General features: G+C 35.3%; 12 protein-coding genes, 1 pseudogene and 1 other annotated feature. Of the genes and pseudogenes, 11 read left to right on the forward strand and 2 right to left on the reverse strand.

Annotation, left to right across the window (positions count from 1 at the left end; genetic code table 11):
• Positions 1-699, reverse strand: a 699-nt coding sequence (locus CN514_RS12880; protein ID WP_176525896.1) for a branched-chain amino acid transport system II carrier protein, incomplete at its 3' end; no start/stop codon positions are given.
• A gap of 211 nt (positions 700-910) precedes the next feature.
• Here CN514_RS12880 and CN514_RS12885 point away from each other — a divergent pair.
• Positions 911-1663 carry an ABC transporter ATP-binding protein gene (locus CN514_RS12885; protein WP_098232940.1) on the forward strand — a complete coding sequence of 251 codons (753 nt, stop codon included), beginning with the start codon at positions 911-913 and terminating at the stop codon, positions 1661-1663.
• A gap of 1 nt (position 1664) precedes the next feature.
• Positions 1665-3191, forward strand: coding sequence for an ABC transporter permease/substrate-binding protein (locus tag CN514_RS12890; RefSeq protein ID WP_098232941.1), 1527 nt, complete (start codon positions 1665-1667; stop codon positions 3189-3191).
• Positions 3192-3493: 302 nt separating this feature from the next.
• On the opposite strand, the gene CN514_RS12895 is transcribed toward CN514_RS12890, so the two are convergent.
• Positions 3494-3682: a hypothetical protein gene (locus tag CN514_RS12895; RefSeq protein ID WP_056477121.1), complete on the reverse strand. Its 189-nt coding sequence runs from the start codon at positions 3680-3682 to the stop codon at positions 3494-3496.
• Between the two features lie 262 nt (positions 3683-3944).
• Here CN514_RS12895 and ilvE point away from each other — a divergent pair, with 262 nt between their 5' ends.
• The 9 genes and pseudogenes from ilvE (at position 3945) to leuD (ending at position 14276) form a co-directional block, all read left to right on the forward strand.
• Positions 3945-4835 (forward strand): branched-chain-amino-acid transaminase, encoded by an 891-nt coding sequence (gene ilvE / locus CN514_RS12900; protein ID WP_098232942.1) that lies wholly within the window; start codon positions 3945-3947, stop codon positions 4833-4835.
• 6 nt (positions 4836-4841) lie between these two features.
• Positions 4842-6509: a dihydroxy-acid dehydratase gene (gene ilvD, locus CN514_RS12905; RefSeq protein ID WP_098232943.1), complete on the forward strand. Its 1668-nt coding sequence runs from the start codon at positions 4842-4844 to the stop codon at positions 6507-6509.
• Positions 6508-6744 (forward strand) — a binding site (T-box leader). It overlaps the preceding gene by 2 nt.
• 99 nt (positions 6745-6843) lie before the next feature.
• Positions 6844-8532 carry an acetolactate synthase large subunit gene (gene ilvB / locus CN514_RS12910; RefSeq protein ID WP_098232949.1) on the forward strand — a complete coding sequence of 563 codons (1689 nt, stop codon included), beginning with the start codon at positions 6844-6846 and terminating at the stop codon, positions 8530-8532.
• Positions 8532-9047, forward strand: coding sequence for an acetolactate synthase small subunit (gene ilvN / locus CN514_RS12915; protein ID WP_097977647.1), 516 nt, complete (start codon positions 8532-8534; stop codon positions 9045-9047). The genes ilvB and ilvN overlap by 1 nt, the downstream gene beginning before the upstream one ends.
• Before the next feature lie 40 nt (positions 9048-9087).
• Positions 9088-10098, forward strand: a complete 1011-nt coding sequence (ilvC, locus tag CN514_RS12920; RefSeq protein ID WP_098232944.1) for a ketol-acid reductoisomerase — start codon at positions 9088-9090, stop codon at positions 10096-10098.
• Positions 10099-10101: 3 nt separating this feature from the next.
• A pseudogene (locus CN514_RS12925) lies at positions 10102-11223 on the forward strand (2-isopropylmalate synthase); the annotation flags it as partial.
• Positions 11224-11264: 41 nt separating this feature from the next.
• Positions 11265-12332: a 3-isopropylmalate dehydrogenase gene (gene leuB, locus CN514_RS12930; protein ID WP_098232946.1), complete on the forward strand. Its 1068-nt coding sequence runs from the start codon at positions 11265-11267 to the stop codon at positions 12330-12332.
• Complete coding sequence (leuC, locus tag CN514_RS12935; protein WP_098232947.1) at positions 12329-13723, forward strand: 3-isopropylmalate dehydratase large subunit; 1395 nt, start codon at positions 12329-12331, stop codon at positions 13721-13723. Before leuB ends, leuC begins: the two co-directional genes overlap by 4 nt.
• The gene (leuD, locus tag CN514_RS12940; protein WP_098232948.1) at positions 13701-14276 is read left to right on the forward strand and encodes a 3-isopropylmalate dehydratase small subunit; all 576 of its coding nucleotides are present in this window, start codon (positions 13701-13703) and stop codon (positions 14274-14276) included. Before leuC ends, leuD begins: the two co-directional genes overlap by 23 nt.
• The last annotated feature ends 51 nt before the right edge of the window (positions 14277-14327 follow it).

Genomic DNA, 14327 nt, shown 5'->3' on the forward strand with positions numbered 1-14327 from the left:
GAATATAATTAAATACTTAATTTGTAATTTTTGATTTGTTACATTTAATCTTTGAAAAATATTGATGAAAACAATCCCGTAGATTAATGCGCAAATCCCATCCATCGTTTGATAACCATCTAAAATTCCTTGTGAAACAGGATTAGATTTGTACGTTAAGGATGCATCCTTAAAACTAGATAAGTCTGTAAACATTGCTTTAATAAAAACAATTAAAATTAAGATTAGTAAAGCTGGAGTTAAAATTTTACCGAATCTGTCAACTAATTTTGAAGGTGATTTAGCAAACCAATAAACGATACTAAAAAACACAATCGTATAAACTAATAGCCCTATTGGCGAAACAGCCAAACCTTCGGACAAAAATGGTTTAACACCCATTTCATATGCGAGACTACTAGCTCGTGGAATTGCAAGTCCAGGTCCAATCGACAAGTAGATTGCCATTGGGAAGAGAAGCGCAAAAATAGGATGGACTCTCTTTACAAGCGTATCAAAATTACCGGATTTTGCTATTGCTATAAATGCTAAAATCGCTATACCTGCATCCGAAATAATAAATCCAATAATTGCTTGCCATACATTCTCTCCGGCTGCTTGTCCGATGTATGCTGGGAAAATTAAATTACCAGCACCAAATAACATAGAAAATAACATAAATCCAATAAACAGTATTTCTTTTTTTGTTAAAGTATTCAAATAATTCACCTCAAACATAGTTGCTTTTTAAAAATGATTTTCTCATTCTATCAAAAAATAACCCTATTTACTACAAAATCTTTTAAAATTCTTAAAATTTTCATAAAGAATGAAAAAAATTTTCTTTTGTCCTAATTTTTATTACTTAAAGCATAAGAAAACTTGTCCTCTAACTATATATACTTATAGGCTTTTTTAAGGGAGGACTAGAATGATCCAATTTCAAGATATATCTTTTAAGTTTTCAAATGGAAAAAGTGCAGTTCAGGATTTATCTTTTTCAATTCAAACTGGTGAATGTTTTGTTTTAATTGGCCCAAGTGGCTGTGGAAAAACAACAATAATTAAATTAATAAATAGATTACTTAAACCAACTGACGGTGAAATTTTTTATAATGATAAAAACATTAAAGATTATGATGAACATAAGCTGAGGAGAGAGTTTGGATATGTACTACAACAGATTGCACTATTTCCCCATTTGAATGTGGAAGAAAATATTTCAATCGTACCAGAATTAAAAAAATGGAACAAAGCACAAATAAAAGAGCGCACTAGAGAATTATTAGAATTAGTAAAATTAAATCCTTTGGAATTTAGTAAAAGATCAGTTTCAGAGCTATCTGGAGGTCAACAACAGCGGGTAGGTGTAGCGAGAGCGTTAGCAGGAGATCCAAACTTATTATTAATGGACGAACCATTCAGTGCATTAGATCCGATTACAAGATTACAATTACAAAAGGACCTGAAACAATTGAAAACTAAGATTAATAAAACGATCCTTTTCGTTACTCATGATTTAGACGAGGCATTTTATTTAGGAGACCGAATCGGGATCATGCATGATGGTGAACTAGTTCAAGTTGGTACGAAGGATGAAATTTTAAATAATCCAGTCAATCCTTTTGTTGAACAATTTATAGACAATTATCGTGTTAAAGCTGTTGTAAAGGAGGGAATATAAGATGATTCTCACTTCATTTACAACGACCCTTGCAAATAGAAAAGAGCAATTATTAACAGCTTTGTTAGAGCATATTCAAATTTCATTATTTGCACTAATTATTGCAATAATACTAGCTGTCCCGGTTGGCATTTACTTAACGAGGAAGAAAGTTATCTCTGAATTTGTTATTGGAACTACAGCAGTAATTCAAACTATTCCTTCCTTGGCACTGTTAGGGATTTTAATACCATTAGTCGGTATTGGAAAGATTCCAGCGGTAATTGCGTTAAGTGTTTATGCATTATTGCCGATCTTGCGAAATACATACACTGGAATTAAGGAGATTGATCCGATCCTATTAGAAGCAGCTACTGGGCTAGGGATGAACGGTAGACAAAGACTTTTTAAGGTTGAATTACCATTAGCATTACCAGTTATGATGGCGGGAATCCGAACTGCGATGGTCATAATTGTTGGAACTGCAACAATCGCTGCATTAATAGGAGCTGGAGGTTTAGGTAGTTTAATATTATTAGGAATCGACCGAAACGATATGAATTTAATCATTATAGGGGCAATACCTTCAGCACTTTTAGCAATTTTATTTGATTTTATTTTAAGGTTAATAGAGAAGAGGAGTTTTAAGAGTTTTTCATTAAGAATAATAACTGCTAGTTTTATTTTATTAGCATTATTATTTTCTCCATTAACAATTAAATCTTGGAATAAAACGGATCTAGTGATCGCTGGAAAACTAGGTGCTGAACCAGAAATAATAATGAATATGTATAAATTAATGATTGAGGATGAAACGAATCTAAACGTTGAAGTTAAGCCCAACTTTGGTAAAACAACATTTGTATTTAATGCATTAAAAAAAGGTGACATTGATATTTATCCAGAATATACAGGTACGGTCATTTCTACTTTTTTGAAAGAAAAGGCTGTTAGTAATGATGCAAAAGCTGTATATGAACAAGCTGCTGAAGGTTTAGCAAAAAAGTATAATTTGAGCTATTTAGAACCTATGAAATTTAATGACACGTATGCATTAGCTGTTCCGGATCACATTTCAAAACAATTTGGAATCGAAACAATTTCAGATGCAACAAAAGTAGAAAATCAGTTAAAAGCAGGTTTCACTTTAGAATTTACAGATCGTGAAGACGGATATTTAGGACTACAAAAACTATATGGATTGAAGTTCCAAAATCTAAAAACGATGGAGCCAAAATTGAGATATGACGCAATTCAATCGGGCGATCTCTCAATAATCGATGCGTATTCAACTGATAGTGAGCTCCAAAGTTATAACATGAAAGTGTTAGTCGATGATAAAAATTTATTCCCACCATATCAATGTGCACCACTTCTGAGAAAAGAAACACTTAAAAAATATCCAGAAGTCAAAATTATATTAAATAAATTAAAAAATAAAATAACAGATGATGAAATGCGAGAAATGAACTACAAAGTAAATGTTGGTGGAAAGTCTGCCGAAAGTGTGGCTAGAGAGTTTTTGAAAGAAGAGGGTTTACTAAAATAAACGAAATGGACTGTCTTATTGGTCAGGGGAACTGATCAAAGCGGTCCTTTTTTGTTGTATTACACTAGGATGTATAGGGCTGTTCTATCACAATTCATATTTTTTAGAAGATTAGTAGCGACTTTTTATTCTATATTTGCAGCTTAAGGCTGTTTATTTGCAGTTTTTCATCCCTTATTTGCAGTCCCTCGTCTCCCCGTACACCTCTAATCGCACCACCACCTCAGACCTATCAATAAAAAGAGGGTTGCCTAAATAATCGGCAACCCTCTTTTGTTATCATACGATAAGAATTTCAATGTTTAATCATTATAGGCTCCAGTTAACATCTCACTTACAAAAGAATCATTTTCCCATTCTTCATAAGAGAAATCTACTGAATACTCTTGATCGGATTTTTCGTCTTTAATCTGAATGTCAAAATGATTACTCATTACTTTCAACACTTCATTGATTTCGTTAACAGTCCCATTAATTTGTAAAGTAGCCATTTTTACTCGCCTCCGATTTTAATTTACAGAAAATTCTGTATAAAGTAACCATATGATAATCCTTTTAAAAACATTTTTCAAGAGTAAAATTTTGTCGAAAAATTATTTTGAAAAAATGTAAAGGTTTTCATTGTTGATTTACCAATATTTATACGATATTTGAATAAAATATGAATTTAAAATTTTCTAAAAACTTGTTGATTTATTTAGTAGATTGGAATAAAGTAAGTACAAATATTTTAACTCTTGAGGAGGATTAACCGTGACAGAGCAACAGATTTTTTTAAATGGTGAATTCGTTCAAAAACAAGATGCAAAAGTTTCTGTATATGATCATGGATATCTATATGGAGATGGAGTATTCGAAGGGATTCGCGTATATGATGGCAATGTATTTCGCTTAAAAGAACATCTCATTCGATTATATGAATCAGCAAAATCAATTTTATTAACGATTCCTTATTCATTAGAAGAGTTAACACAAATTGTAGTTGATACAGTAAATCGAAATAATTTACATAGTGGTTATATTCGACTCGTCGTCTCAAGAGGTGAAGGGAATCTTGGATTAGATCCAACTTCTTGTCCAAGAGCAAATGTAGTTGTCATTGCTGAACAACTAGCACTGTTTCCACAAGAACTATACGAAATTGGTATGGAAATTGTAACAGTAGCAACGAGAAGAAATCGAAGTGATGTATTAAATCCACAAATTAAATCTTTAAATTATTTAAATAACATATTAGTAAAAATTGAAGCGAAACTAGCTGGTGTTCAAGAAGCACTAATGCTAAACGATCAAGGCTTTGTAGCTGAAGGTTCAGGAGATAATGTCTTTTTGGTAAAAGGGAATAAGTTAATTACTCCACCAAGTTCGGCAGGTGCATTAGAAGGAATCACTCGAAATGCAATTATGGAACTAGGTGACACATTAGGTTATGAAGTTGAGGAAAAATTGTTCACTAGACATGATGTTTATATTGCCGATGAGGTTTTCTTAACAGGAACAGCAGCTGAAGTAATTGGCGTATCTAAGGTAGATGGACGAGTGATTGGTGATGGAAAACCAGGACCAAATACACAAAGATTATTAAAAGCATTTCGTCAATTAGTAGTTGAAGATGGAGAAAAAATTTACATAAAACAAGGGTGATATATTGTGCGAAGTGACATGATCAAAAAAGGAATCGACCGCGCACCGCATCGTAGCTTATTATTAGCGGCAGGCGTTAAAGAGGAAGATTTTAATAAACCATTTATTGCAATTTGTAATTCATATATTGATATTGTTCCAGGTCATATTCATTTAAGGGAAATGGCTGATGTTGTAAAACAAGCGATTCGCGATGCTGGCGGAGTTCCATTTGAGTTTAATACGATTGGTGTCGATGATGGAATCGCAATGGGGCATATCGGAATGAGGTATTCTTTACCAAGTAGGGAAATCATTGCCGATGCAGCCGAAACTGTCATTAATGCACATTGGTTTGATGGAGTATTTTATATGCCAAACTGCGATAAAATCACACCTGGAATGCTAATGGCAGCTGTTCGTACAAATGTACCAGCAGTTTTTGTATCAGGCGGACCAATGGCAGGAGGACTATCTAAAGATGGAAAGGCTCTCTCTCTTGTTTCAGTATTTGAAGGTGTAGGTGCTTTTAAATCAGGAAAAATGAGTGTAGAAGAATTACTCGATATTGAAAAGTCAGCATGTCCTACATGTGGATCATGTTCGGGGATGTTCACAGCGAATTCAATGAATTGCATTATGGAGATGCTTGGTGTAGCACTACCATATAACGGAACAATACTTGCAACTAGTAAAGACAGACATCAATTAATCCGTGATGCAGCTTTTCATCTAATGGATTGTATTGAAAATGATATAAAACCAAGAGATATTATTACAAAAGAGGCAATTGATGATGCATTTGCACTAGATATGGCAATGGGTGGATCGACAAATACTGTTTTACACTTAATGGCCATCGCAAATGAGGCAGGTGTTGATTACGACTTAAAGGATATAAATGACGTAGCTAGAAGAGTACCTTATTTATCTAAAATTAGTCCCGCTTCGCACTATTCAATGCATGATGTTCATTTAGCAGGTGGTGTTCCAGCAATTATTAAAGAACTTACTACCATTCCTGGAGCAATCAATAGTGACCGCATTACAATTACCGGAAAAACTTTATTCGAGAATGTGCAAGAAGCTACAATCACTAATAGTGATGTGATTCGTAAAAAAGAAAATCCTTATTCACAAACAGGAGGATTATCGATCTTACATGGGAATCTAGCCCCAGACGGAGCAGTTATTAAAGTAGGTGCCGTTGATCCTTCAATCCAAACATTTATAGGTGAAGCAATTTGTTTTGATTCACACGATGAAGCAGTTGAAGCGATTGACAATGGTCTCGTTAAAGAAGGTCATGTCGTTGTTATTCGATATGAGGGTCCAAAAGGTGGACCTGGAATGCCTGAAATGCTTGCACCAACTTCATCAATCGTCGGAAGAGGCTTAGGAACAAAAGTTGCGTTAATTACAGATGGTCGTTTCTCAGGTGCTACCAGAGGTATTGCAATTGGACATATTTCTCCAGAAGCGGCTGAAGGTGGACCAATTGCATATATTGAAGACGGCGATGAAATCATAATCGATCTTTTATCAAGAAGCATTACATTATCAATTTCAAACGAAACAGTAGAATCTCGTAAAACATCATATAAATTACATGAACCAAAAGTTAAAACGGGTTATTTAGCAAGATATGCAAAGTTAGTTACTTCTGCTAATACAGGTGGAATATTAAAAATATGAAAAAGCATTGAAAGAGAAAAGTAGTTATGAAAAGGATCTTCAGAGAGTCGGTGGCTGGTGTGAACCGATGACCTTGATTAATGAAACTCACTCTTGAGTGTCAAGCTGAATTCATTTGTAATGTAAGCTTGAACGTTGGTCACGTTATAACCAGATTTTGGTTAGCCAAAATCCCAAAGTTAGGTTATTAACCTAAGAAGAAGGGTGGTACCGCGAAAAGTCTTTCGCCCCTTCAGCATCTGCTGAAGTGTGGAGTTATGGCTTTTTTTATTGCGAATAAATGGGTAAATTTTATCCAAAAATGGAGGGGAATGTAGAAATGAGTCATCATTCGATGAGAACTCTGTCAAAAGAATTGTCAGGTGCAAATTTACTAATTGATGCTTTGAAAAATGAAAATGTTGAAATGATTTTTGGTTACCCTGGAGGGGCAGTATTACCATTATATGATGCACTTTATGATGCTGATATTCCTCACATTCTAGCAAGGCATGAACAGGGGGCCATCCACGCTGCAGAAGGATATGCTCGAGTAACTGGTCGACCAGGGGTTGTAATCGCAACAAGTGGTCCAGGTGCAACAAATGTAGTAACTGGTTTAGCAGATGCGATGATGGATTCATTACCACTAGTTGTTTTTACTGGTCAGGTTGCTACAAATGTAATCGGAACAGATGCCTTTCAAGAAGCAGATGTTATCGGAATTACAATGCCAGTTACAAAACATAACTACCAAGTGCGTAATGTTGAAGATGTCCCACAAATCGTAAAAGAAGCATTCCATATTGCTTCAACAGGCCGTCCAGGTCCAGTTGTTATCGATCTACCAAAAAATATGATGGTTGAAAAAGGAGTGAAAAAGGACGAAGTAGATGTTCATTTGCCAGGTTATCAACCGACTTATGAACCAAATTATCTTCAAATTACAAAGTTAATAGGAGCTATTGAAAAAGCTAAAAAACCAGTCGTATTAGCTGGAGCAGGAATTTTACATGCGAAAGCAGCTGGTGAGTTTACTGAATTTATAAAAAAGTTCAATATCCCAGTTGTTAATACGCTTTTAGGGTTAGGTGGATTTCCAGCAAATGAGGAATTATTCCTAGGAATGGGGGGCATGCACGGAACCTATACAGCAAATATGGCAATGTATGAAAGTGATTTACTAATTAACATCGGAGCAAGATTTGATGATAGGTTAACGGGTAATTTAGCACATTTTGCTAAAAATGCGACTGTAGCACATATCGATATAGATCCTGCTGAAATTAACAAAGTTATTCCGACAAATATTCCAATCGTTGGATGTGCTAAGGAAGTTCTGAAAGTTCTATTAAAACAAAAAGTAGAAAAACAAAATCATAGTGAATGGTTAGAGCTACTTAAAAGTCGTAAAGAAGCCTTTCCTTTACAGTATGAACAGAGTAGAGAAGTCATTAAACCACAAACTGTCTTAACTTTACTCCATTCGATTACAAATGGGAAAGCAACGATTTCCACGGATGTAGGTCAACATCAAATGTGGGCAGCTCAATATTATCCTTTTGACGAACCACATAAATGGATCACTTCAGGTGGTCTCGGAACGATGGGATTTGGCTTACCAGCTGCAATCGGAGCACAATTTGCAAAGCCTGATGAATTAGTTGTAGCGATTGTAGGTGATGCAGGATTCCAAATGACATTGCAAGAATTGAGCATGATCAAGGAACATAATTTACAAGTTAAAATTTTAATTTTAAATAACGCAGCTTTAGGAATGGTAAGACAGTGGCAATCAGCCTTTTATAATGACCGATTCTCTAGTTCTCTATTAGACTGCCAGCCTAGTTTCACAAAACTTGCTGAAGCTTACGGTATTAAAGGGATGACAATTTCAGATCCAAATTTAGTTGAAAGTCAATTAAGAGAAGCAATTGAATTTGATGGGCCGGTGTTAATTGATTGTCGAGTTCATCAAGCTGAAATCGTTACACCAATGGTTCCACCTGGTAAAGGAATTCATGAAATGGAAGGGGTGAAATAATGAAACGGGTCATTACATCAACTGTATTAAATAACAGTGGAGTACTTAACCGAATTACAGGCGTCATCTCGAGAAGACGTTTTAATATCGAAAGTATTTCTGTAGGACATACTGAACTAGATCATATTTCAAGAATTACGTTTGTCGTACATGTAGAAGATTTACAACAGGTCGAACAATTGATAAAACAGCTTCACAAGCAAATTGATGTGATAAAAGTAGCAGATATAACAGAAGAATCAGTTATTGCTAGAGAACTAGCCTTAATAAAGGTTAGTACAAATGCAGCTACAAGAAATGAAATTTATAGTCTAATTGAACCATTTAGAGCTTCAGTTATTGATGTAAGCCGTGATCAGATTGTCGTTCAAGTAACTGGTACTTCTGATAAGGTAGAGGCTTTGATTGAATTATTAAGACCTTTCGAACTAAAAGAAATAGCTCGAACAGGTGTAACCGCATTTACCAGATCCGCTAAACATAAGGAGCATGCTCAAAAGCTACTCTCTTATTAAATAAAAATATAAAACATAAAAAAATTGGAGGAATTTGAAAATGGCTAAAGTATATTATGGTACAGACGTGAAGGAAAATGTATTAGTAGGGAAAACGATTGCAGTAATTGGTTATGGATCACAAGGTCACGCACATGCTTTAAATTTACATGATAATGGTCATAAAGTAGTTGTTGGTTGTCGCCCTGGTAAATCATGGGACGCTGCAGAAAATGACGGATTACATGTAACTACAGTTGCAGAGGCTTCAAAGGCAGCAGACGTAGTAATGATTCTATTACCAGATGAGCATCAACCAACTGTTTATAAAAATGAAATTGAACCATATCTTGAAAATGGTAATGCGCTTGCGTTTGCACACGGATTTAATGTTCACTTTGATCAAATTGTTCCTCCTGCAAATGTTGATGTATTTTTAGTAGCTCCAAAAGGTCCAGGACATCTTGTTCGACGTACATTTGTCGATGGAGCAGCGGTACCAGCATTATTCGCTGTTTACCAAGATGTAACAAGTGAAGCAAAAAATGTAGCACTTTCTTACGCTGAAGGAATTGGTTCTACTAGAGCAGGAGTTCTTGAAACTACATTTAAAGAGGAAACTGAAACAGATCTATTTGGAGAACAAGCGGTACTATGTGGTGGTGTAACTTCTTTAGTAAAATCAGGTTTTGAAACATTAGTAGAAGCAGGTTATCAGCCAGAAGTAGCATACTTTGAGTGTTTACATGAGTTGAAGCTAATCGTTGATTTAATGTACGAAGGCGGAATGAGCTATATGAGATACTCAATCTCTGATACTGCACAATGGGGTGATTTCGTATCTGGTCCTAGAGTAGTTGCGAATGAGTCAAAATTAGCGATGAAAGATATTTTAGCAGAAATTCAAGATGGTACGTTTGCGAAAGGCTGGATTAACGAAAATAAAAATGGTCGTCCAGTTTTCAATGAAATCAATGAAAGTGAAAAACAACATCAGTTAGAAGAAGTTGGAGAAAAACTTCGTGCAATGATGCCATTTATCCAAAGAAAAGAAAAGGTCGAGGTGAAATAAAAAATGAGTAAAATTCAGTTTCTTGATACAACATTACGTGATGGCGAACAATCTCCTGGGGTTAATTTAAATCGATTTGAAAAGCTCGAAATTGCAAGACAACTAGAAGCTTTAGGTGTTGATATCATTGAGGCTGGTTTTGCCGCTTCCTCAGAAGGTGACTTTTTAGGTGTTCAAGAGATTGCGAGACAGATTCGTTCTGTCTCCGTCTCAAGCCTTTCTCGAGCAAAAGATTCAGATATTAAAGTAGCATGGGATGCGTTAAAAAATGCTGCAGAACCGAGACTTCATATATTTCTAGCTACAAGTGACATTCATATGAAATATAAATTAAACATGACGAAATCAGAAGTATTAGAAACTGCTAAACATTGTGTTCAGCTTGCAAAATCCTTTTTTCCAAAAGTCCAAATTTCAGCTGAAGATGCCTGTCGTACTGATCGAGCATTTCTTGCCGAATTCGCAGAGACTGCCATTAAAGCAGGTGCAGATGTAATTAATATTCCAGATACTGTCGGTTACACAAGTCCTTCAGAATACTACGATCTATTTAAATATTTACAAGAAAATGTATCGTCTTATCATAAAGCTATTTTTTCTTGTCACTGTCATGATGACCTAGGGATGGCAGTAGCGAATTCATTAGCTGCTATACAGGCTGGAGCAAGCCAAGTTGAATGCACCGTAAATGGAATTGGGGAAAGAGCAGGAAATGCAGCACTAGAAGAAATAGCCGTTGCACTACATATTAGAGAAGATGTTTACCGGAAAAATAGTAATTTACGATTACATGAAATTACGAAGACAAGTGAACTTGTTAGTCGTCTTACAGGTATGGTTGTCCAGAAGAATAAAGCAATTGTTGGTACAAATGCATTTGCCCATGAATCAGGTATTCATCAAGATGGCGTCCTAAAAGAGCCAACAACATATGAAATTATCCCCCCATCATTAATTGGGCTTTCTACAAATTCATTAGTATTAGGGAAACATTCAGGACGTCATGCTTTTACTGATCGATTAAAAGAACTTGGATTCAACTTTTCAACAGAAATTATAAACGAAGCGTTTATTCAATTTAAAGCTTTGACAGATTCGAAAAAAGAAATTACAGATGCAGATTTATTAAACATTATTAGTAAGTGGAGCAAAAAGGAGGTTCTAAAATGAAATTAAAGATCGCATGTCTTCCAGGAGACGGAATCGGACCAGAAATTATGAGTTCAGCAGTACAGGTTTTAGAACAGATTGCACAATCTTATCAACATGACTTTACTTTTTCAACAAATTTATTCGGAGGTCACGCGATCGATGAAACAGGCACTTCATTACCGAAAGAAACATTAGATAATTGTTTAAATTCGGATGCCGTATTATTGGCGGCAGTAGGTGGACCAAAATGGGATCAAGGTGTTGAACGACCAGAAAGCGGCTTATTAAGATTAAGAAAATCACTTAATTTATACGCAAACATTCGACCAGTCGACGTTTACGATGAGCTTGTAAATCATTCTCCTTTAAAATCTGAACAAGTAAGAAATGTAAGCTTTGTCGTCGTTCGAGAATTAACAGGCGGAATTTATTTTTCCGAACCTCGTTTCCATAATGAAAATGAAGCAACCGATACACTTTCCTATACTAGAGAAGAAATTGAACGAATTGTAACGTATGGATTTGAGTTAGCAAAAACTAGAAAAGGCAAACTTACATCAGTTGATAAAGCCAATGTATTAGAATCTAGTAAACTTTGGCGAAAAATTGTAAATGAATTAAGTTCTAACTATCCAGAAGTAGAAGTTGAGCATATTCTTGTTGATGCAGCTGCGATGGAGTTAATTCGAAATCCAAGAAGGTTTGATGTAATCGTTACTGAAAATTTATTTGGGGATATTTTAAGCGATGAAGCTTCGATGATTACTGGTTCATTAGGTATGTTACCTTCTGCAAGTAGATCTGGCAAGGGTCCTTCATTATATGAACCAATTCACGGTTCAGCACCAGATATCGCTGGACAAAATAAGGCAAACCCTATTGCAATTTTAAGGTCAGTGGCGATGATGCTTCGCGATTTCAACTTAGTTGATGAAGCAAACTCGATTGAGTCCGCGATTGTTAATTCAATAAATAATGGCTATTTAACGGGTGACATAGGTGGTAAAAGTTCAACGATTGAATTTACTGAACAAGTAGTAAAGGAATTAAAATTTCAAACAGTTGGAGGTAGTATTCGATGAAACAAACATTGTTTGATAAACTTTGGCAAAATCATGTTGTAACTGGTGAAGTAGGTAAACCCCAGCTTTTGTATATCGATTTACACTTAGTACATGAAGTAACTTCACCTCAAGCTTTCGAAGGATTGAGATTATCCAATCGAAAAGTAAGAAGACCAGAATTAACATTTGCGACGATGGATCATAATGTACCAACACAAAATCAATTAGTCATAACTGACTTAATTGCGAAACAACAAATGGATACGTTAAGAAATAATTGTCAGGAGTTCAATATTCCTTTAGCAGATATTACGGATGAGGACCAAGGCATTGTCCACGTAATTGGACCAGAACTTGGGTTAACTCAGCCGGGAAAAACAATTGTATGTGGAGATAGTCATACATCTACCCACGGTGCATTTGGTGCTTTAGCTTTTGGAATTGGAACAAGCGAAGTTGAACATGTTTTAGCAACACAAACTTTATGGCAAGTTAAGCCAAAATCAATGGGTGTGAAACTTGATGGTAAGCTTCCAAAAGGTGTATATGCTAAAGATATCATTCTTCATTTACTAGCAACTTATGGCGTATCAATGGGAACTGGGTATGTCATTGAGTTTTATGGTGAAGCAATTAAAAATATGTCAATGGAAGAGCGTATGACTTTATGTAATATGGCGATTGAGGGAGGAGCAAAAGCAGGTTTGGTTGCTCCCGATCAAAAAACTTTCGATTATCTAAAAGGTCGAAAATATACAGTAAATTCATATGATAAAAAATTAGTAGAATGGAAGAAATTATATACAGAAGAGGGAGCTACATTTGATAAAACAATCGAAGTGGATGTAGCAACCCTTGCACCTTACGTAACTTGGGGAACAAATCCTGGAATGGGCGTAAGAATTGATGAAGCCCTTCCAAAAGCCAAGGATGAGAACTACGAACGAGCTTATGAATATATGGGATTAAAGCCAGAAATCACACCTAATGAGATTCCAGTTCAACATGTATTTATCGGTTCATGTACAAATTCTAGATTGTCAGATTTAGAGGAAGCGGCAAATTATCTAAAAGGAAAGAAAGTAAAATCTGATGTGCGAGCATTAGTTGTTCCGGGATCAAAAAAGGTTCGTAATGCAGCGATGGCAAAAGGACTACATAAAGTCTTTATAGAAGCAGGATTTGAATGGAGGGAAGCTGGTTGTTCGATGTGTCTAGCAATGAATCCAGACCAAGTGCCAGCTGGAGAACATTGTGCATCTACTTCAAACCGAAACTTTGAAGGAAGACAAGGTAAAGGAGCAAGAACACATTTAGTAAGTCCGGTAATGGCAGCGGCTGCTGCAGTACATGGTCATTTTATTGATATTCGAAAGGAGCAAGCAAATGAAACCGTTACGTACGCATAAAGGCACAACAGTATCAATTATGTTAGATAATATTGACACAGATCAAATTATTCCAAAACAATATTTAAAACGAATAGAACGAACTGGCTTTGGAGAATTTTTATTCGATGAATGGCGATATCATGATGATCGCTCACCTAATCAATCATTTTCATTAAATAATGAGGAACGAAAAAATGCTTCAATCTTAATAAGTGGAAATAATTTTGGTTGCGGTTCATCTAGAGAACACGCACCTTGGGCGTTAAATGATTATGGATTTACAATTATCATTGCTGGTAGCTTCGCAGATATTTTTTACAATAACTGTATAAAAAATGGCATGCTACCGATTGTATTAAATGATGAGATTCGCTCACAACTATCTACATTTAATGGGAACCAAGAAATTGAAGTGGATTTAGAAAAACAAGTCGTTAAAACAGTATTTGGAAACTTTGATTTTTCAATCGATCCTGTTTGGAAAGAAAAGTTACTAAATGGCCTAGATGATATTGCGATTACGATGAAATATGAAGATGACATTGAGAAATATGAAAAATTACACGCATAACTAAAAAAGAAGTGTCTTATAAGCCTGCATACTTATAAGACACTTCTTTTT

This window comes from Bacillus sp. AFS001701, assembly GCF_002559405.1.
Classification (GTDB): Bacteria; Bacillota; Bacilli; order Bacillales; family Bacillaceae_G; genus Gottfriedia.

Coding starts and splice junctions, on each gene's coding strand:
- leuB (WP_098232946.1), top strand. CDS start 11,265: ATGAAATTAAAGATCGCATGTCTTCCAGGAGACGGAATCGGACCAGAA.
- ilvB (WP_098232949.1), top strand. CDS start 6,844: ATGAGAACTCTGTCAAAAGAATTGTCAGGTGCAAATTTACTAATTGAT.
- ilvC (WP_098232944.1), top strand. CDS start 9,088: ATGGCTAAAGTATATTATGGTACAGACGTGAAGGAAAATGTATTAGTA.
- leuC (WP_098232947.1), top strand. CDS start 12,329: ATGAAACAAACATTGTTTGATAAACTTTGGCAAAATCATGTTGTAACT.
- leuD (WP_098232948.1), top strand. CDS start 13,701: ATGAAACCGTTACGTACGCATAAAGGCACAACAGTATCAATTATGTTA.
- ilvN (WP_097977647.1), top strand. CDS start 8,532: ATGAAACGGGTCATTACATCAACTGTATTAAATAACAGTGGAGTACTT.
- CN514_RS12885 (WP_098232940.1), top strand. CDS start 911: ATGATCCAATTTCAAGATATATCTTTTAAGTTTTCAAATGGAAAAAGT.
- CN514_RS12895 (WP_056477121.1), bottom strand. CDS start 3,682: ATGGCTACTTTACAAATTAATGGGACTGTTAACGAAATCAATGAAGTG.
- CN514_RS12890 (WP_098232941.1), top strand. CDS start 1,665: ATGATTCTCACTTCATTTACAACGACCCTTGCAAATAGAAAAGAGCAA.